The sequence below is a fragment of the Comamonas sp. w2-DMI genome, from assembly GCF_040187735.1.
GTDB lineage: Bacteria > Pseudomonadota > Gammaproteobacteria > Burkholderiales > Burkholderiaceae_C > Comamonas > Comamonas terrae.
The window spans coordinates 20,488-38,585 of sequence record NZ_JBANEL010000032.1; the positions used below are offsets into that span (position 1 = coordinate 20,488).

The window sequence follows — 18,098 nt, forward strand, 5'->3', positions numbered from 1 at the left end:
CGGCCGGACCGGCCGCGCCTGCAAAGGGACTGGCAGCCATTCTAGCCACCGCCAGGCACTTCTTTTGGCAACAGGGTCACCAAGGCATCAGGCCTTTGGAAGCAACTGAAAAGACTCATGGAATACGCCCCAGAGCGAATGCCGCAGGGCGCCTGAAGCTATGCTTTTTGAATTTTCCGGACTAATCCAGGTCAACCCGGGCCGCCGCTCATGCGTTGAAAAAGCACAGAACGCACCATCCCTTGCCCCCACTTGCAGGCGCACGGTGGCCCTCACGACGAAACCCCGCAGGCCCGGCCAGCCCGTCATCCATCCGGAAACACCATGAAATCAGCCTTGCTCTCCCCGCTCCCCGCCACGGCAGCACGCGCCGTGGCCGTGCTGGGCATTGCCGCACTGTGCACGGCCTGCGCCGTGCCGGCCGGATATGACGACGGCTACGGCTATCCCGCCTATCCGCAAGGTTCGGTGAACACCACCATCATCGGCGGCCAGCCGGCCTACCCGGCCTATCCCACCTATATCTACGAGCGCGACGACTGGGCCGCCCGCGAGCGCGAGCGCGCCTACTGGCAACGCCAGCGGGAGCGCGAAGCCTGGCAGCACCAGCAGCAGCGCGAGCAGGACCGCCAGGTCCGCGAGCAGCAGCGCATGCAGGAACAGCAGCGCCGGGAATGGGAGCGCCAGCAGCAACAGAACCGCCGCGATCAGGAGCAGATGCGGCGCGACCAGGAACGCATGCAGCAGGACCGCGAACGCGACCGCGGGCAGCAGCAGCGGGACCAGGAGCGCCAGCGCTGGCAACAGCAGCGCCAGCAGGATCAGGACCGTCAGCAACAGCAGAACGAGCGCCTGCAGCAGTGGCGCCAGCAGCGCGACTGGCGATAGGAAAGCCTTTGCGCCCCAGGGCGACAGCCGCTCGGGTGCCTCGCCGATACTTTTTGTCAGGTACGGGCCATAATCTGGCCCGATCCGAGGGGCGCAGCATGCGTGCCCGGAAAGCCATCTGAAAGGAGCGGGCCATGTCCTATTCCTCATATTCCCCGGCCTTCGCTGTCGGCATGGGCCTGCGGGCCGCCCTGCTCGCCGCAGGCTGGCTGTTCCTGGCCACTGCCGCCCCGGCCCAGGTGCTGCGCTGCACCGATGCCAAGACCGGAGAAGTCACCTATACCAACGGCCGCTGCATTTCCGGCGAAGCATCTGTGCAGGTGCAGCCGGCCTCCAGCCCCGAACAGATTGCCCGCGAACGCGCCCAGGCGGCGGCCGCCCTAGAGCGCAGCAAGGCCGAAATGGCCCGCGATGAGGCCCAGCGCCAGGAGCGCGAAAAGCGCGAGGAGCAGGAACGCCGGCAGCAGCTGGCTGCCGCCAGAGCCGGGAGCGGCGGCAATTCCCCCGCCTGCCGCCAGGCCCGCCAGCGCTTCGATGCCATCCTGGCCGAGACCTCCCCAGATCCGGCGACCTGGGGCGAGCGCAGCCAGGCCGCGCAGCAGCAGATGGAAATGGCTTGCCTGGGCCCCGAAGCCTACAGCCAGCTGCAGCAGACACGCGCGCTGCAGCCCAATGCCATCCACCGGCCGCAGCAGTGGGGCTGGGCGCGGCCCGTGCCGCCCCAGCCTGCGCCGCCGGCCCAGATCGTCAACTGCAATGTATTCCGCTGCTACGACAACCGGGGCGGCGTGCATCCCATCCCTTGAGCCCTTCCGGGCGGCTGCACCGCTTTTCCCCGAGGGGCGACATGCAGCGGGACGACCGCTTCGGCTAGGCGCCCCGCCGCGAGGCGGCTCTTGCCCGCTGTCTCCGGGCCGGGCCACGCCAGTTGCGACCCGCCTGCTTTTCAGCCGCGCAGGCCCCGGTCCACGGTGGGGTAGCGCAGCACCAGCCTGAGTTCGCGCTTGAGCCGGTGGTTGAGCAGGCGGCGCGACTCGCCCATGAAGCTCAGCAGGCTGGCGGGCAACTGCCGCTGCGCCTCTTCCCGGGTGATACGTGGCGGGCGCGGCAGGCCATAGAGATCGGCCGCCATGTCGAAGTAATCGCCCATGCGCAGCTCGGTGTCGTCGCAGGCGTGGTAGATGCGCTGGCTCTTGCCGCGCCACAGCGCTAGCACGCAGGCGCGGGCCAGATCATCGGCATGGATGTGGCTGGTGAACACATCTTCCTCGGCCCGCAGCGCCGGCGTGCCGCGCAGCAGGCGCGCGCGCGGGGTACCGCCTTCGCGGTCCGGCGCATAGATGCCGGGAATGCGCACAATGCTGGCACGCATGCCCAGGCGGCCGGCAAAGCGCACTGCACGTTCGGCATTGGCACGGCGCTGCGAACGGGCAGTGGCCGGCGCTAAGGGCCGGCTCTCGGGCACCCACGCGCCCCGGCAGTCGCCGTAGACCCCCGTGGTGGAGCCATAGACCAGGCCCAGCGGCCTGCTGCGCAGGCGCAGCGCACCCAGCAGAGCCTCGGTGCGCCGGTCCCGCCACCATGGTTCCTTGACATCGGTGGAAGCCGGCGGCGCCAGGTGCAGCACGCGTGTGGCAATGCCGGCCAGTCGGCGCAGCGTGGCCGGCCGATCCAGATCGCCGACCAGGGGCTCGATGCCCTGCACGCGCAAATGCGGCGCACGCTGTGCATCGCGCGTCAGCGCCAGCACGCGCACGCCATGCGCGCCGCTGCGTGGCAGGACGCGCGCCACGCGCTGGCCCACGTCGCCACAGCCGACGATCAACACACGCTCACGACGAAAGCGCGCCGGCAGCGCGCCCAATGGGTTTTGGTTTGAGGGCAAAATCGGAACCTGCTGCGTAGAGGAGACCATGGCACCCGTCCACGCTGCTGCGGGTGCAGCGGCATGATGGCCATGGCCGCCCGGGACGCATTCAAGGATAACCAAAAACGACCCATGCCAGACAGCCCGGGGGCGGCCCGCCTGCCCCTGGAGCGCACCTCCGGTGCATTCCGTCTGCGCAAGTCCCAGCCAGAACGTCATGACCGAGATTGCCAACGCCTCCCATCAGATTTCCGTCCAGCCCAGCGGCCGCACCTTTTCCACACAGGGCAGCGAAACCATCCTGGCCGCCGCCATCCGCACGGGCGTGGGCCTGCCCTATGGCTGCAAGGACGGCGCCTGCGGCTCCTGCAAGTGCAAGAAGCTCAGCGGCGACGTCACCCACGGCACGCACTCGGACAAGGCCCTGACGCCCGAGGAGGAAGCAGCCGGCTATGTGCTGACCTGCTGCGCCACGCCCCATACCGATGTGGTGCTCGAATCGCGCCAGGTCACCGATGCCAGCGCCTTTCCCATCAAGAAAATGCCGGTGCGCGTAGCCAGCCTGGAAAAGAAGTCGCACGACGTGATGCAGGTGCGCCTGCAGCTGCCCGCAGCCGAGAAGTTCCGCTACCACGCGGGCCAGTATGTGGAATTCATCCTGCGCGACGGCGCGCGCCGCGCCTATTCCATGGCCACGGCCCCGCATGTGCAGGAGACGGCTCCGGGCCTGGAACTGCATATCCGCCACATGCCCGGCGGCAAGTTCACCGACCATGTGTTCGGCGCCATGAAGGAAAAGGAAATCCTGCGTGTGGAAGGCCCGTTCGGCAGCTTCTTCCTGCGCGAGGATTCGGACAAGCCCATTATCCTGCTGGCTTCTGGCACGGGCTTTGCGCCCATCAAGGCATTGATCGAGCACATGGGCCACAAAGGCATCACGCGCCCGACCACGCTGTACTGGGGCGGACGCCGTCCAGCCGACCTCTACGATGCCGCCTGGATTGCGGAACATACGGCTGCCATGCCGCATTTCAAGTACGTGCCCGTGGTGTCCGACGCCCTGCCCGAGGACGGCTGGAGCGGCCGCACCGGCTTTGTGCACCAGGCCGTACTCGATGATTTCGCCGATCTGTCGGGGCACCAGGTCTACGCCTGCGGCGCTCCTGTCGTGGTCGATTCGGCCCGCACCAGCTACACCGGGCAGCGCGGCCTGCCCGAAGAGGAATTCTTCGCAGACGCCTTCACTTCCGAGGCCGACAAGTAAGCAGCGACCCCAGCCTTGCCCAAAGCGGGCAACAGGACAGCGCCAAATGCCAGCAAATCGGAAACAACACGCATCAACTGGTGCTCTGGCGCAAAAATCCTGCATTGAAACATTCCACCTGTTAGTGGTTTTGCAATTTTTTGCACAATAGCGGCCCTATGAACCGTAGAAACAGCCTTCTCTCGGTCATGGCGGCCGTTGCTGCCCTGGCCTCCCCGCTTGCCCTGGCGCAAGAGCCCATTCGCCTGATCGTGCCCTATGCGCCCGGTGGTCCGCTGGACATCACCTCGCGCGCCCTGGCCGAGCGTGTGCGTGACTCTCTTGGCGTGGTCATCATCGAAAACAAGGCCGGCGCCGGCGGCAACATCGGTGCGGACGCCATTGCCAAGGCTGCGCCGGACGGTCTGACCATCGGCCTGGCGGCCACGGCCACCCATGCCGTCAACCCCTGGCTCTACGCCAAGATGCCTTATGACGCAGGCAAGGACTTTGCCGGCATCACGCAGATGGTGCGCGTGCCCAATGTGCTGGTGATGAACGCGGCCCGTGCCGAGCAGCTCAAGATCCACAGCGTGGGCGACCTGATCGCCTACGCCAAGTCGCATCCGGGCAAGCTTAACTACGGCAGCGGCGGCAACGGCAGCGCGGGCCATCTGGCCGGCGAGATGCTCAAGCAGAAGGCCGGCATCTATGCCCTGCACGTACCCTACCGCGGCGCCAATCCGGCCCAGCTGGCCCTGCTGTCAGGCGAGGTGGACTTCAATATCGACAACCTGGCGGCCGCGGCGCCCAACATCAAGTCGGGCAAGCTCAAGGCCCTGGCCGTGACCTCGCTCGATGCCACGCCGCTGCTGCCCGGCGTGCCGGCCCTGTCCAAGACCTTCCCCGGGTTTGCGATCGATACCTGGTGGGGCCTGGTGGCTCCCGCTGGCACGCCCAAGCCCGTGCTCGACAAGCTGAGCAAAGCCTTCAACGACGCCCTGCGCACACCCGAGACCAAGACCCGCTTCGAAGCCCTGATGGCCGAGCCCGTGGGTTCGAGCCCGGCGGAATTCGACAAGTTCATGGCCGCCGAGCGCAGCAAATACCAGGCCATCGTCAAGGCCTCCGGCGCCAAGGTCGACTGAGCCGTATCCGGCGCCTGCCTGGAGCCCTTACCGGGACTCCAGGATCTGGTGCATGGGCCGCAGGCGGATGTTCTTGAACGCGACCCGCTCCGCGAACTCCAGAGAGCCCAGCACCGAAAACTCGATGAAGCGTGCGCGTGCCAGCGGGTCGGCCTGCCCGGTGGACAGGCCGGCATGGCACATCAGCAGGTCGCCGTTTTCCGCTGCCCCCAGCCAGCGCCAAAGCCTGCGGCCATAGGCCTGCGCATCGCCGCTGAAGTCGTAAACCCCCAGAAGCCTGCGGTTCTGCGCGACGGCGTGGCGCTGCGCCAGCAAGGCCAGTGCGCGCGACCCCAGCGCGGCAATCACCTCGGCTTTCGCCCAGGTTCCCCAATCGGCATGGGCCTTGCGCGACGGGCCGCGTGTGTTGCGCAGCCAGGGCATTCGTCCGGTGTTTCGCTCCGGATAGCGAAGCAGCAGCTCTTGCACCAGCAGCGAGCGCACCACGGGCAGCTGGTGCACATGCTGGTGCCCGTCCACATAGGCTGGAGCGCGCCCCAACGCATCCTCGAACGCGTCGAACTGGGCACGGATCTCGCTGCGCAGCTGCGCCACATTCAGCCGGCCCGCATAGGCGCGCCCAATCGCCTCCTTGAGCGGCATGCGGATGCCCGCCTGCAACGGGCATTCGGTCAGATCCAGGTGCAGCCCCACATCCACGCCCTGCGGATCAAGCAGGCTCAGCTCTCTGGCGCCGGCACTCCAGGCCGGGCCGCCCACCTGGGCCGAAACCGCCTGCACGCGGCCCATGCCCACCAGCGCCAGCACGGCTTCGTTGATCCCCCGGTGCAAGCCGAAATCGTCCACGCACACACAGATTTCACGCGCGCTGCTATGCTGCCACCGCTCATGTCTCGCTCGCATTTCCCGCCTCTCTCCCGCTCATCTCAGCTTGGCCATATCGGCTGGTTCATCATGGTCGGCTGTGCCGCAGCCGCCGTGCACTGGTGCGTCGCCATTGCTGCCGTGACCTGGGCGAAGTGGCCCCCGCTGCTGGCCAATGCCGCTGGCTGGATGGTGGCCGTTGGCGTTTCGTTCACCGGCCACCACCTGCTCAGCTTCCGCGGCCATGGCGCGGCCATGCTGCCCGCGGCCCTGCGCTTTCTCTGCATCTCCGGCGGCGGCTTTCTCGTCAACGAGGCTGCCTATGCAGCCCTGCTGCACTGGACCGGCGCCCGCTACGACGTGCTGCTGGCCGCCGTGCTGGTGCTGGTCGCAGGCGCTACCTACCTGCTGAGCCGCCATTGGGCATTTCTGCGCAGCTAGGCAGCACCTGCCGGGGGTCCACGCGCCACAGCGTCTGGCCATGCTCGGAAAAGACCGGCGCGACCTGGGCCAGCAGCGGCAGCATCTGCGTCGCCTGTGCATCGCCGACCACCCAGGCCGCTTCATTGCCGCACAGCGCCGCAGGCAACTGCTTCGGCGTGACCAGCACTTGGCCGGCCAGCGCCGGATCGAAGGCGCCTGCATCGACCATTTCCCTGCGCCAGTTGTCGCGCCGTGCAATCTCGGGGCTTTGCCAGTCGTCCACGATGCGCATCGGCCGGTCGAGCCCTGCGTAGAACGGCAGGTCGTACACATACTCCCCGAGCATGTAGACCGGTTCGCCAGGCTGGTGGCGGGCTTTCAGTACCTGCCCCATGTGACGCGCCGAGTAGCGCGGATTCGCGGTCAGCGCCAGCACCACGCCCAGGCCGATGAGCGCGCTGATGGCCAGGCTGACTCTCCACCACGAACGGCTTTTTCGCGATGCCTGCGCCCGCTGGCCGGCATCGGCCATCAGCCAGGCCAGCGCCGGCACGGCAGGCAGGATGTAGCCGATCAGCTTGGACTGGGGCAGCGAGAAGAAAAGCGTCACGCAGCCCGCCATCAATGCCATCAGCAGGCGTACATCGCCGGGCGTTCCTTCGGCCCGCCAATAGCCGCGCGTGAACGCGGGGCGCGACCACAGAATGCAGGGCAGGCTGCAGCCGGCCAGCACGGCCGGATAGAACCAGAAGGGCTGGACGTTGTTGAAGCCGCCTGCGGCAAAGCGCTGGAAATGCTGTACCACGAAGAAGTAATGCAGAAAGCTGTCGAAACGCTGCTGCATGAGCACGAACCAGGGCGCCGCCACCAACATGAAGAGAAGGGCCCCGGGCAGCGACAGCAGCGCCAGCAGGCTGCGCCAGCGCCGGCGCAAGATCAGCCACAGGCCCACGATCATTGCCGGCAGGACAAAGCCGATCAGGCCTTTGGCCAGCACGCCCAGTGCCGAAAGCCCGTAGGCCAGCCACAGCGCGCGGCGATCCGGCTGGCCCGCTTCGAAGCTCAGCGCCGCATGGGCCAGGGCCAGCACCGTGGCCGTGATGCAGCCGGCCACCAGCATGTCCAGGTTGGCAAACTGCGCTCCCAGAAAGAACAGCGGCTGCACCGCCAGCACGATGACGGCGCGGCGGGCGGATGCCATCCCGCACCAGCGCCGCACAAACAGGTAGAGCGCGATCGCGCCCAGCGTGGCGCCCGCCAGCGATGCGGAGCGCGCCGCCAGCTCGCTTGAGCCCGTCATCCCCATGGCCGCGCCGGAAATCCAGTAGAACAGCGGCGGTTTGTGAAAGAAAGGCAGGCCGTTGAGCATCGGCGTGAGCCAGTCGCCCGAGCGCAGCATCTCCAGAGCCACGGACGCATAGCGCCCTTCGTCGGGCAGCATCAGGGGCCGCAGCCATGCGGTGGCGCCCAGCCACAGAACCACCAGGGCCAGCACCTTCCAGCCGTCCTGCCGCGACAACCTTGCTCCGGCCGTGCTCATGCGTCCTCCCGGATACCCTGGCCGAGTTCGCGCTTGACCAGGAACAGAGGCCGCCGCTTGACCTCTTCATAAATGCGCCCGACATACTCGCCCACCACGCCCAGCGAAACCAGCTGCACGCCAGCAAACAGCATGAGACTGACCACAATCGTGGTCCAGCCGCTCACATTGTGGCCATACAGCAGATAGACCAGCGTGAGGTAGGCGCCGTAGGCAAATGCGCCCAGCGCCAGCAGGAAGCCCAGGCCGATCACCGCGCGCAGCGGCCACACCGTGAAGGCCATGATGCCGTCAAGCGCCAGCCGGATCAGGCGCAGCTTGTTGAAATGGCTCACGCCATGCGCGCGCGCGTCGGGCACGTAGGGCACGGCCACCGCATCGAACCCCACCCAGGCATACAGGCCCTTCATGAAACGGTTGCGCTCGGGCAGGTCCAGCAGCGCCTGCACCACCTTGCGATCCATCAGGCGGAAGTCGCCCGCGTCTTCCGGCACCTTGAAGCGGCCGCCGTGGTTGAGCAGGCTGTAGAACCAGTGCGTTCCTACGCGCTTGAAGCGGCTTTCGGCATCGCGGTGCGCACGCACCGCATAGACCACGTCGGCGCCGGCACTCCAGTGCCGCACAAAGGTGTCCAGCAGCGCCAGGGGATGCTGCAGGTCGGCATCCATCATGATGGTGATTTCGCCCCGGGCGGCCTGCAGTCCGGCCGTCAGCGCCGCCTCCTTGCCGAAGTTGCGCGACAGCCGCAACGCACGCACGCCGGGGCGCTGGGTCCAGTGGCGCAGCCGCGCTTCGGTGTCGTCCGTGCTGCCATCATCGACCACCAGAATTTCCCACAAAGGAGCAAGGTGAGCGAGCTTGGCGCACAGCAGGGGCAGAAGGCGGTCCAGGTTCTCCGCCTCGTTGTAGCAGGGCAGCACGCAGGAAATGGAGTGTGCGCTGCGCATGGCCGAGGCGACTGGGCCGGAGCTGCCCAGCGCAATTTCGCGAGGCGGCAGCCATGCCTCCCGCATCAGCAAATGGTCACTCACAGGCAAACCTCAGTATGAAAAAGCAACATGTTTCGCCATGTTGCTGCTTCCACCTGAAAGTTAACTTAATGGATGGCCGCTGCATGCAGCCCGGCAGGCCTCAGAGCCGGTACCAGTCTCCGGGCGCCGCGACCGCCTCGATGCGCTGGTCCGCCACCGAGGCCAGCTGCGCAGCCGTCACACCGGCGCCCGGCAGTTCGGCCATGGGCTGCAGCACAAAGGCGCGCTCCAGCATCCGCGGGTGCGGCAGCGTCAGGCGCTCGCTCTGCATCTGCAGATCGCCAAAGCGCAACAGATCCAGATCCAGCGTGCGCGGCGCGTTGCGGTAAGGGCGCTCCCTGCCGGCCGCCAGCTCGATGGCCTGCAGCGCATCGAGCAGCTCCAGCGCCGCCAGCCGGGTGGCGGCAACGGCCACGGCATTGAAATAGTCGGGGCCACCCGCATCCACCGGCGCACTGCGGTACAGCGAGGAAAGCTGCAGCACACGCGTTTGCGGCAAGGCCGCGATGCTGCGCACCGCGGTGCACAGCGCATTCCTCGCGTCCCCGAGATTGGCACCCAGCCCGATCCAGGCCAGCTGCGCTTCTTCCTGCAAATCGGCAGCCATGATGTCAGGAGACGGACGAGGAGGAATCAGCCTGCGCACCGCCTCCGCCCGGCTTGCGACGACGGCGGCGCCGCTTCTTCGGAGCGCCGCCATCGGACATCGTGCCGTCATGGGTGGCCGCGGCAGCCTGATCCAGCAGGCTGCCGTCCTCGGCCTCCTGCGGACTTTGCAGCGGCGTCACGCCTTCCCGGCCGGCACGGCTCCTGGCCACGCGGTGCACCTTGGGCTCGGACTGCTGCTGGGCGCGCTGGCGCGCGCGCTGCTCGTCGCGCGCCTGGGCAATCAGGTCTTCGCGGCGTCCGTCGTCGGCCTGCTGGAACTCCTGCCACCAGCTGGCCAGGCTTTCATCGACCTCGCCGATGTCGGCGCGCAGGCGCATGAAGTCAAAGCCCGCACGAAAGCGCGGCTGGGCCACCATGGAAAACGGCGTGGCGCCCGTGCGCTTGTCGAAGCGCGGCTGCATGACCCAGATCTCGCGCATGTCGGCCGCGAGCTTGCCGCGGCCCGACACGTCGCCGATGCGCGCATCGAAGACCTCGTCAATGGCTTCCTGCAGGGCCGGGAAGGGATGCATGCGCTGGGCCAGCTTTTTCTCCCAGCCGGTCTTCACGTCCTGCCACAGCACGCAGGCCAGCAGGAAGCTGGGCGCCACGGGCTTGCCTTCGCCCACGCGGCGATCCGTGTCGGTCAGCGCGGCCTGTACGAACGGGTGGTCGGCGCGCTCCATCACCACGTCCAGCAACGGATAGATGCCGCGCGACAGGCCCAGCGCCTTCAGCTGCGCCACCGATGCCAGCGCGTGGCCGGTCTGCAGCAGCTTGAGCATTTCGTCGAACAGGCGGCTTTGCGGAACGTCGGCCAGCAGCGGTTCGCATTCCACCAGCGGCTTGGCCGACTTGGGCTCGAGCTTGAAGCCCTTGCCCGAGAGCTTGGCGGCGAAACGCACGGCACGGATGATGCGCACCGGGTCCTCGCGGTAGCGCGTGGCCGGATCCCCGATCATGCGCAGCACGCGCTTTTGCGCATCGGCAATGCCGTTGTGGTAGTCGACCACGATCTGCGTCTCGGGGTCGTAGTACATGGCGTTGATGGTGAAGTCGCGGCGCGTGGCGTCCTGGTCCTGCGGCCCCCAGACGTTGTCGCGCAGCACGCGGCCGCTGGCATCCACCGCATGCTTCATGCTGGCCAGCTGGGCCTTGCTGGTGCGCTCGTTGCCGCTGACGGCCTCGGCCAGGCTGTTGTCCAGGAAGGCGCGGAAGGTGGAAACCTCGATGACTTCGTTCTCGCGGCCGCGGCCATAGACCACGTGCACGATGCGGAAGCGCTTGCCGATGATGAAAGCGCGCCGGAACAGGCTCTTGACCTGCTCGGGCGTGGCATTCGTCGCCACATCGAAGTCCTTGGGACGCAGGCCCAGCAGCAGGTCGCGCACGGCGCCACCCACGATGTAGGCCTCGTAGCCTGCGCTCTTGAGCGTCTGCACCACGTCCACGGCGCGGCGGTCCACGAGCTGGGGATCGATGCCGTGCACCTGCACCGGCACCTCCTCGCGCTTGCCAAAGCGCGGCTTGCGCGAACGGGGTGCAGCCGGGGCCTTGCCCAGCAGCTTGTCGATAATGGTCTTGATCATGGTGCTTCGGTAAATAGATCCACGATGCGCCAGCCGCGCTCCTGGGCCAGGGCGCGCAGGCGCGCATCGGGGTTGGTGGCCACGGGATGATCGACCCGCTCCAGCAGCGGTACATCGTTCCACGAGTCACTGTAGAAAGTGGCTTCGACATCGGCCCAGTCCAGGCCCCTGTGCTCCAGCCATTGCAGCACGCGCACCACCTTGCCTTCGCGCATGCTGGGCTGGCCCTTGATCTCGCCGGTATACCAGCCCTGGGCATTGCGCACCAGTTCCACGGCAATCAGCTCCTCGACGCCCAGCGCCCGGGCGATCGGGCGTGTCACGAATTCATTGGTGGCCGTGACGATGACGATGGTATCGCCGGCATCCTGGTGGGCCTTGAGCAGCGCGCGGGCCTGGGGCGTGATGGCCGGCAGGATCACCTCGCGCATGAAGCACTCGTGGGCGGCATCGGCCTCGCTCGCGCCGCGCTGGCAGAAGGCTTCGGTGGCAAAGCGCACATAGTCGTGCACATCCAGCGTGCCGGCCTGGTAGTGAGCGAAGAATTCGTCGTTGCGGCGCCCGAACTCCACGGGGTCCGTCCAGCCGATGCGCGAGGTGAACTGCCCCCACTCGTAATCGGAGTCCAGGGGCAGCAAGGTATGGTCCAGGTCAAACAGTGCCAGCCTGAGCTTGGACTGCGGTACGGATTGGGTCGACATGTGGCTCCAAAACACGACTTGCGCACAACAGGCTGAAGCAGGGCAATGGCCTGCGGATCCCAGCCTCCGGTTCACTCCTATGCGTAAGTCCTACAAACAAAAGCCGGCTCCGGTGCCGCCCGCGCAGGCCAGGCCTGCACGGCTTCACTCGGTCTCCAGCATGGTCTTGAGCAGCGGGATGGTGATGGCACGCTTGTTGCGCAAGGCAAAACCGTCCAGCATGTCCAGCAGCTGCATCAAAGAGCCCAGGTCGCGCGAAAAGCGCCTGAGCATGTAATCCATCACTTCATCGCTCAGGAAGACGCCGCGGGCATCGGCCTCCTGCCTGAGCACGGCACGGCGCGCCGACTCGTCCAGCAGCTGCAGCTGATACACATGGCCCCAGCCCAGGCGGGTCCGCAGGTCTTCGCGCAGCTTCAGGTCCGCCACCGGCAACTGGCCCGCGCCCAGCACCCAGCGCGGCGAACCGGTCGCAGGGCTGGTGGCGTTGACGAACCAGTTGAAGGCGCGCGTCTGCTGCAAGGGCGTGTAGATGTCCACATCGTCCATGAGCACGGCGGCCCAGCGCTCGTCGAACGGCGGCGGGAACAGCGTGTTCGCATCCATCCATCCGACCATCGCTCCCTGCTCGCGCAGCGCCTCGCGCACGGCCTTGAGCAGATGGGTCTTTCCCGACCCCGACTCCCCCCACAGGTAAGTGGGCACTGGCGTGCGGGCCTGCTGCAGCCTGCCGTCGCCCACCCAGTGGCGCAGGTGGTCGATCACCGCGGCATTGGGACCGACGAAGAAACGCGACAGCGTCGGACTCGACGCCATGCTGATATCCAGGGCCAGCTGCTTCATCTGCGACATACGCGCAGCGCCCCCTTTCCCGGACCCAAGAGCGCGTCCGCGTCGTGAGCACGCTCCAAGGCCCATGCAGCAGAGTCTGGCAAAAGAGTCGTCAGCAGCATCAATGGTGAGAGAAACGGGTGAAGGCAGTCTGGTGCTGAAATCTCAGCCGCCGCGGCGGCACGATAGCAAACGCCTGATTTTAGTCTGCGCCGCACGGTGCTGGAGGGAAGCCGCCGTTTTGCCTGCAACGGCAGCCTTTGCCGGAAAAAAAGGGCCTGCAGCCACGGCACCGCAACGCCGCAAAAAACCTTCAAGCCCGATGGCCGCCCGCGCAGGCCGCGGGCGCTCGCCGTAGAATCCCGGGGTTCTCGCCCACCCTCGGGCACACCCGCACCGGATTCATCGATGAGCTCTTCCGCTTCCTCCTCTACCCCCATTTCCTACAAAGACGCAGGTGTTGACATCGACGCCGGCGACGCCCTGGTCGAACGCATCAAGCCTCTGGCCAAGAAAACCCTGCGCGAAGGCGTGATGGCAGGCATCGGCGGTTTCGGCGCCCTGTTCGAAGTGCCCAAGCGCTACCAGGAGCCCGTGCTGGTTTCCGGTACCGACGGCGTGGGCACCAAGCTCAAGCTGGCCTTCGAGTGGAACATGCACGACACCGTGGGCATCGACCTGGTGGCCATGAGCGTAAACGACGTGCTGGTGCAAGGCGCCGAACCCCTGTTCTTCCTGGACTACTTCGCCTGCGGCAAGCTGCATGTGGATACGGCCGCTGCCGTGGTGGGCGGCATTGCCAGGGGCTGCGAACTGTCCGGCTGCGCGCTGATCGGCGGCGAAACCGCCGAAATGCCCGGCATGTATCCCGACGGCGAATATGACCTGGCAGGCTTTGCCGTGGGCGCGGTCGAGAAGTCCAAGATCCTGACGGGCCAGAACGTCAAGCCCGGCGACGTAGTGCTGGGCCTGGCCTCGCACGGCGTGCATTCCAACGGCTTCTCGCTGGTGCGCAAGTGCATCGAGCGCGCCGAGGCCCAGGGCACCGTGCCCCCGACGCTGGACGGCAAGCCCTTCAAGGCCGCCATCATGGAGCCCACGCGGCTGTATGTGAAGAACGTGCTGGCCGCCCTGGCCAAGCATCCGATCAAGGCGCTGGCCCACATCACCGGCGGCGGTCTGCTGGAGAACATTCCCCGCGTACTGCCCGAAGGCACGGCGGCCCACCTGAAGGCCGGCAGCTGGCCCCAGACCGAGCTGTTCGCCTGGCTGCAGAAGACCGCCGGCATCGACGACATCGAGATGAACCGCACCTTCAACAACGGCATCGGCATGGTGGTGGTGGTTGCCGCCGAAGAAGCCGAAGCCACGGCCGCCACGCTGCGCGAGTTGGGCGAGACGGTCTACACCATCGGCCAGATCGCCGAGCGCGGCGCCGGCCAGAGCGTCGAAGTCCGTTAAACCCGGCCCGTCCGCGCATGCCGCAGCACCTTCCCGCGCCCCTGCCCCATCCTGTCCCGGCGGAGAGTCCGCTGCCGGAGCCGTCCTCCAAGGTCGTTCTGGCCAGCTATCTGCTGATGGGGGCGGCGCTGCTGCTGGTGATGCTGCAGGGCCTGCTGCCCGGGCTGCTGTGCGTGTGCGTGGGCTTTCTGCTCACTCGCGCCCTGGCGCGGCTGCTGGCCCGCATCAGCCCCCAGGCACGCAGCAGGGGCACGCTGCCGCGCTGGGCGCAGGTGGTGGCCACCACCATCGTCATCCTCGCGCCGCTGGCCCTACTCAGCGGCGCCCTGACCCATACGCGCTCCTACATCACCGAGGCGCCGCAGCAATACAAGGAGCTGCTGGACTACCTGGCCCGCACGGTGCTGGAGCTGCGCGACAAGCTGCCCGCCGACATTGCCGACCAGCTGCCCGACGGCGCCCAGGAGATCCAGCACATGCTGGCCAACTACCTGGCCACCAAGGCCGGCATGCTGGCCCACGCAGGCCGCGCCTGGCTGACCGGCCTGCTGTACGCCTATGTGGGCCTGATCGTGGGCGCACTGGCCGCCGTCCGCCCCATCGCCCGGCGCCGGCCGCCGCTGATTGCGGCGCTGAACCAGCGCATCGCGCATTTCGGCGAGGCCTTCCGGCAGATCGTCGCGGCGCAGTTCTGGATTGCCCTCTTCAACACGCTGCTCACGGCCGTCTTCCTGCTGCTGGTGCTGCCCATCTGGAATCTGGAGCTGCCCTACACGCCGGCGCTCATCACGCTGACCTTCTTCGCGGGCCTGATTCCCATCGTCGGCAACCTGCTGTGCAATTCCGTGCTCACGCTGGTGGGGCTGTCGGTCTCGCCCGTGGCGTCGGCGGCCTGCCTGGGCTTTCTGATCCTGATCCACAAGGCGGAGTACGTGATCAACGCCAAGGTCGTGGGCCAGCGCACCCATATGGGCGTCTGGGAGCTGCTGACCGTCATGTTCGTGGCCGAATCGGTGTTCGGCCCGGCCGGCCTGGTTGCCGCGCCGCTGTTCTACGCCTATCTCAAGAAAGAGCTGGAAGCCGTTCAGCTGGTCTGAGGGCAGCCGTTTTCATAGCGCCTTGCGCAGGCGGGTTATGGTCTTTTCGATATATGCAGCTTCAGATCCTTGCAAATCCTGCAGATAGTGCTCCAGATCTGCTAGCGCCCGCTCCGTGACACCCCATTCCGCATAGGCCAGGCCCCGGTCGCGGTAATTCTCGCGGACCTCGGGCCTGAGGATCAGCAGGCGGTTGAGCACAGCCACCAGCATGGGCCAGTCGCGCTGGGCCAGGTGGATTTCCTGCAGGTTGCGCAGCATGCGCTCCATGATGTCGCGCGGCTTCGCGGCCTGCAGGTACAGCCCCAGTGGCGCAGCCTCCTCGGGCGTGACGCCGGCCTGGTCCAGAAAAGGCTGGAGCCGCTCGGCCAGGCCGTTGGCAGAAAGCGATTCGCCGGTGAGCGGGTCCATCACCACCTGCCCCTGGGGCAGCAGCACCTTGACCATGAAATGGCCCGGAAAGCTGATGCCGTCGGCCGGCAGCTCCAGGCCGCGCGCCAGCTCCAGCCACAACAGGGCCACGCTGATGGGAATGCCGCGGCGCGTGCGCAGCACCTGGTGGATGTAGCTATTGCCCGGATCGTAGTAGTTGTTGAGGTTGCCGGCGAAGCCCAGTTCGCCATAGAAGAACTTGGTGAGTGCACCCAGGCACTGCAGCGGGTCGGTCTCACCGGCCAGCCGTTGGGCCAGGCGCACCTGCAGGCGGTCGATGTCCGCCATCACGGCCTGCAGGTCCAGATCGGGTTCGGCATCCTGGCCGATGCTGATGGCCGCCTCCATCAGCGCGAAATCGCTGTCGCTTTGAACCAGGGAGGCAAAATACTGCAGCGCGGTGGGGTGCTCGTCAAGGGTCCAGCTCATAGGCCGCTTTGTAAGCCCATGCGCACTGAACTGCAAGCGAAATACCCCCAATATGCACTGTTTATCAGTGCAACATGCTCACTTTTTCATAATCTCAGCGCCGCAGCAGCTGGCGCAGATTCAGGCCGCCGATGCGCAGCGCGCCAAAGTACACCACGGCCGCAGCGGCCATCAGCGCCAGCAGCAGGCCCGCCCGCTCCAGGCTGTGGGCACGCAGCCCGATCCAGTCGAAGTGCTGGCTGCCCCACAGCAGCAGCACGGCCAGCAAGGCGCTGGCCGCCACCACCTGCAGCGCGAGCTTGCCCCAGCCCGGCTGCGGCTGGTACACGCCGCGGCGCAGCAGGCCCAGCAGCAGCCAGCCCGCATTGACCAGGGCGCCCAGCCCGATGGACAAGGCCAGCCCGGTATGGGCCAGCCAGGGCACGAACACCAGGTTGAGCAGCTGGGTGATGGCCAGCACGGCAATGGCGATCTTGACCGGCGTGCGGATATCCTGGCTCGCGTAGTAGCCGGGTGCCAGCACCTTGATGGCCACGAGACCGACCAGGCCGACACCGTAGCCGATCAGGGCCAGGGCGATCTGGCCCACGTCGCTGTCATGCAGCGCGCCGCGGTGGAACAGCGTGGCCACCAGCGGCGTGGCAAAGGTCAGCAGCCCCACGGCGCAGGGCACGGCCATCAGGAACACCAGGCGCAATCCCCAGTCCAGCATGTTGGAGTAGCGCTCGGCATCGCCGGCCGCCCGGGCCGATGCCAGCTGCGGCGTGAGCACCACGCCCAGGGCCACACCCAGCAGGGAGGTGGGGAACTCCATCAACCGGTCCGCATAGAACAGCCAGGTCACGCTGCCGGTCGCCAGATAGGAGGCGATCTGCGTGTTAATCATCAGCGACACCTGGGCCACGCCCACGCCCAGCAGGGCCGGAGCCATGAGCGACAGGATGCGGCGCACGCCGGCTTCGTTCCAGGCCTCGCGGATGGCTGCTGCCGAAAAGCCGATATGCGGCATCAGCCCCATGCGCAGCAATGCCGGCACCTGCACGGCCAGTTGCAGCACGCCGCCCAGCATCACGCCGCCGGCCATGGCATAGATGGGCTCGATGCCCTGGCGCCCGAACCAGGGCGCCACCAGGACGGCCGCGGCAATCATGCTCAGGTTCAGCAGCACCGGCGTGGCGGCTGGCACCACGAATTTCCTCCAGGTATTGAGAATGCCGGCCGACAGCGCCACCAGCGACATGAAGCCGATATAGGGGAACATCCAGCGGGTCATGACCACGGCGGCCTGGTAGCCCTCGGGCGCCTGGCGCAGGCCGCTGGCCAGCAGCCACACCAGCAGCGGCGCACCGATCACGCCCAGCACGCAAACCACGATCAGCGCCCAGAACAAGATGGTGGCCACATGGCTGATGAGGTGGCGCGTGGCCTCCTCGCCATCCTGGGTCTTGCTGGCCGCCAGCACCGGCACGAAGGCCTGGCTGAATGCGCCTTCGGCAAACAGGCGCCGGAACAAGTTGGGAATCCGGAACGCGACATTGAAGGCGTCGGTCAGGGCGCTGGCCCCGAAGATGGAGGCCATGAGCAGATCGCGCAGCAGGCCCGAAATGCGGGAGGCCAGCGTCAGCAGGGATACGGTGGAGGCGGCTTTGAACAGTGACACGCAGCGAAGTGTATGCGCTTGCCGGGCGGGCTGCTTGCCGACTCGCCGGCTTTGCAATCTGTAGCAACCACGCCCTCCGAAAACGGCCACCGGCCCATCCCAGGACACCAAGCAAGGGCCGCCCCGCCGCGAAGGTGTCGTCCCCCTCCCCTAGGCTGAATCGACATTCAGAGCGATGCGCATGGGAGATGAGACGATACAGGCAGGAGGAAACCAGCCTAAATGTCTCGTCCCAGCCGCTACGAA

At 66.9% G+C, this 18,098-nt stretch carries 17 protein-coding genes; 7 read left to right on the forward strand and 10 right to left on the reverse strand.

Annotated features, from left to right (window positions below):
* Positions 1-336: 336 nt before the first annotated feature.
* The gene (locus V8Z74_RS22930; protein ID WP_349711473.1) at positions 337-888 is read left to right on the forward strand and encodes a hypothetical protein; all 552 of its coding nucleotides are present in this window, start codon (positions 337-339) and stop codon (positions 886-888) included.
* 134 nt (positions 889-1,022) lie between these two features.
* The gene (locus V8Z74_RS22935) at positions 1,023-1,694 is read left to right on the forward strand and encodes a DUF4124 domain-containing protein (protein ID WP_349711475.1); all 672 of its coding nucleotides are present in this window, start codon (positions 1,023-1,025) and stop codon (positions 1,692-1,694) included.
* Between the two features lie 140 nt (positions 1,695-1,834).
* Here the strand turns inward: V8Z74_RS22935 and V8Z74_RS22940 are convergent, their stop codons facing one another.
* Positions 1,835-2,773 (reverse strand): SDR family oxidoreductase, encoded by a 939-nt coding sequence (locus V8Z74_RS22940; RefSeq protein WP_066477133.1) that lies wholly within the window; start codon positions 2,771-2,773, stop codon positions 1,835-1,837.
* Positions 2,774-2,972: 199 nt separating this feature from the next.
* Between V8Z74_RS22940 and V8Z74_RS22945 the strand changes: the two genes are divergently transcribed.
* Positions 2,973-4,019 (forward strand): CDP-6-deoxy-delta-3,4-glucoseen reductase, encoded by a 1,047-nt coding sequence (locus tag V8Z74_RS22945; protein ID WP_349711479.1) that lies wholly within the window; start codon positions 2,973-2,975, stop codon positions 4,017-4,019.
* Positions 4,020-4,177: 158 nt separating this feature from the next.
* Positions 4,178-5,146, forward strand: coding sequence for a Bug family tripartite tricarboxylate transporter substrate binding protein (locus V8Z74_RS22950; protein WP_066476791.1), 969 nt, complete (start codon positions 4,178-4,180; stop codon positions 5,144-5,146).
* Between the two features lie 27 nt (positions 5,147-5,173).
* On the opposite strand, the gene V8Z74_RS22955 is transcribed toward V8Z74_RS22950, so the two are convergent.
* Positions 5,174-5,992, reverse strand: a complete 819-nt coding sequence (locus tag V8Z74_RS22955; RefSeq protein WP_349711481.1) for a ChbG/HpnK family deacetylase — start codon at positions 5,990-5,992, stop codon at positions 5,174-5,176.
* Positions 5,993-6,034: 42 nt separating this feature from the next.
* Here V8Z74_RS22955 and V8Z74_RS22960 point away from each other — a divergent pair, with 42 nt between their 5' ends.
* Positions 6,035-6,451, forward strand: a complete 417-nt coding sequence (locus tag V8Z74_RS22960) for a GtrA family protein (RefSeq protein WP_349711483.1) — start codon at positions 6,035-6,037, stop codon at positions 6,449-6,451.
* Here V8Z74_RS22960 and V8Z74_RS22965 read toward each other — a convergent pair.
* The 6 genes from V8Z74_RS22965 to hda form a co-directional block, all read right to left on the reverse strand.
* Positions 6,408-7,973 (reverse strand): glycosyltransferase family 39 protein, encoded by a 1,566-nt coding sequence (locus V8Z74_RS22965; protein ID WP_349711485.1) that lies wholly within the window; start codon positions 7,971-7,973, stop codon positions 6,408-6,410. The genes V8Z74_RS22960 and V8Z74_RS22965 overlap by 44 nt on opposite strands.
* A complete protein-coding gene (locus V8Z74_RS22970; protein ID WP_245633352.1) occupies positions 7,970-8,920 on the reverse strand; it encodes a glycosyltransferase family 2 protein in 951 nt (316 codons plus the stop codon). The genes V8Z74_RS22965 and V8Z74_RS22970 overlap by 4 nt, the downstream gene beginning before the upstream one ends.
* Positions 8,921-9,104: 184 nt before the next feature.
* Positions 9,105-9,611, reverse strand: coding sequence for a 2-amino-4-hydroxy-6-hydroxymethyldihydropteridine diphosphokinase (gene folK, locus V8Z74_RS22975; protein WP_349711487.1), 507 nt, complete (start codon positions 9,609-9,611; stop codon positions 9,105-9,107).
* A gap of 4 nt (positions 9,612-9,615) precedes the next feature.
* Positions 9,616-11,241, reverse strand: a complete 1,626-nt coding sequence (gene pcnB / locus V8Z74_RS22980; protein ID WP_349711490.1) for a polynucleotide adenylyltransferase PcnB — start codon at positions 11,239-11,241, stop codon at positions 9,616-9,618.
* Positions 11,238-11,942, reverse strand: a complete 705-nt coding sequence (locus V8Z74_RS22985; RefSeq protein ID WP_349711492.1) for a histidinol-phosphatase — start codon at positions 11,940-11,942, stop codon at positions 11,238-11,240. Before V8Z74_RS22985 ends, pcnB begins: the two co-directional genes overlap by 4 nt.
* Positions 11,943-12,086: 144 nt before the next feature.
* Positions 12,087-12,785: a DnaA regulatory inactivator Hda gene (gene hda, locus V8Z74_RS22990; RefSeq protein ID WP_349711505.1), complete on the reverse strand. Its 699-nt coding sequence runs from the start codon at positions 12,783-12,785 to the stop codon at positions 12,087-12,089.
* Between the two features lie 396 nt (positions 12,786-13,181).
* Between hda and purM the strand changes: the two genes are divergently transcribed.
* Together purM and V8Z74_RS23000 are read left to right on the forward strand one after the other, a co-directional pair.
* The gene (gene purM, locus V8Z74_RS22995) at positions 13,182-14,234 is read left to right on the forward strand and encodes a phosphoribosylformylglycinamidine cyclo-ligase (RefSeq protein ID WP_349711494.1); all 1,053 of its coding nucleotides are present in this window, start codon (positions 13,182-13,184) and stop codon (positions 14,232-14,234) included.
* A gap of 17 nt (positions 14,235-14,251) precedes the next feature.
* Entirely contained in the window at positions 14,252-15,331 is a 1,080-nt protein-coding gene (locus tag V8Z74_RS23000; RefSeq protein WP_349711496.1) for an AI-2E family transporter, read from the forward strand.
* Between the two features lie 12 nt (positions 15,332-15,343).
* On the opposite strand, the gene V8Z74_RS23005 is transcribed toward V8Z74_RS23000, so the two are convergent.
* A complete protein-coding gene (locus tag V8Z74_RS23005; RefSeq protein ID WP_349711498.1) occupies positions 15,344-16,192 on the reverse strand; it encodes a SirB1 family protein in 849 nt (282 codons plus the stop codon).
* A 94-nt stretch (positions 16,193-16,286) separates the two neighbouring features.
* Complete coding sequence (gene murJ, locus V8Z74_RS23010) at positions 16,287-17,852, reverse strand: murein biosynthesis integral membrane protein MurJ (protein WP_349711501.1); 1,566 nt, start codon at positions 17,850-17,852, stop codon at positions 16,287-16,289.
* Between the last annotated feature and the right edge of the window lie 246 nt (positions 17,853-18,098).

What these genes read in the sequence shown, in the direction of transcription:
- V8Z74_RS22970 (WP_245633352.1), bottom strand. Translation starts at nt 8,920, where the DNA reads ATGCGCAGCGCACACTCCATTTCCTGCGTGCTGCCCTGCTACAACGAG.
- V8Z74_RS22945 (WP_349711479.1), top strand. Translation starts at nt 2,973, where the DNA reads ATGACCGAGATTGCCAACGCCTCCCATCAGATTTCCGTCCAGCCCAGC.
- purM (WP_349711494.1), top strand. Translation starts at nt 13,182, where the DNA reads ATGAGCTCTTCCGCTTCCTCCTCTACCCCCATTTCCTACAAAGACGCA.
- V8Z74_RS22935 (WP_349711475.1), top strand. Translation starts at nt 1,023, where the DNA reads ATGTCCTATTCCTCATATTCCCCGGCCTTCGCTGTCGGCATGGGCCTG.
- V8Z74_RS22965 (WP_349711485.1), bottom strand. Translation starts at nt 7,973, where the DNA reads ATGAGCACGGCCGGAGCAAGGTTGTCGCGGCAGGACGGCTGGAAGGTG.
- folK (WP_349711487.1), bottom strand. Translation starts at nt 9,611, where the DNA reads ATGGCTGCCGATTTGCAGGAAGAAGCGCAGCTGGCCTGGATCGGGCTG.
- V8Z74_RS22960 (WP_349711483.1), top strand. Translation starts at nt 6,035, where the DNA reads ATGTCTCGCTCGCATTTCCCGCCTCTCTCCCGCTCATCTCAGCTTGGC.
- hda (WP_349711505.1), bottom strand. Translation starts at nt 12,785, where the DNA reads ATGAAGCAGCTGGCCCTGGATATCAGCATGGCGTCGAGTCCGACGCTG.
- V8Z74_RS22950 (WP_066476791.1), top strand. Translation starts at nt 4,178, where the DNA reads ATGAACCGTAGAAACAGCCTTCTCTCGGTCATGGCGGCCGTTGCTGCC.
- pcnB (WP_349711490.1), bottom strand. Translation starts at nt 11,241, where the DNA reads ATGATCAAGACCATTATCGACAAGCTGCTGGGCAAGGCCCCGGCTGCA.
- V8Z74_RS23005 (WP_349711498.1), bottom strand. Translation starts at nt 16,192, where the DNA reads ATGAGCTGGACCCTTGACGAGCACCCCACCGCGCTGCAGTATTTTGCC.
- V8Z74_RS23000 (WP_349711496.1), top strand. Translation starts at nt 14,252, where the DNA reads ATGCCGCAGCACCTTCCCGCGCCCCTGCCCCATCCTGTCCCGGCGGAG.
- V8Z74_RS22985 (WP_349711492.1), bottom strand. Translation starts at nt 11,942, where the DNA reads ATGTCGACCCAATCCGTACCGCAGTCCAAGCTCAGGCTGGCACTGTTT.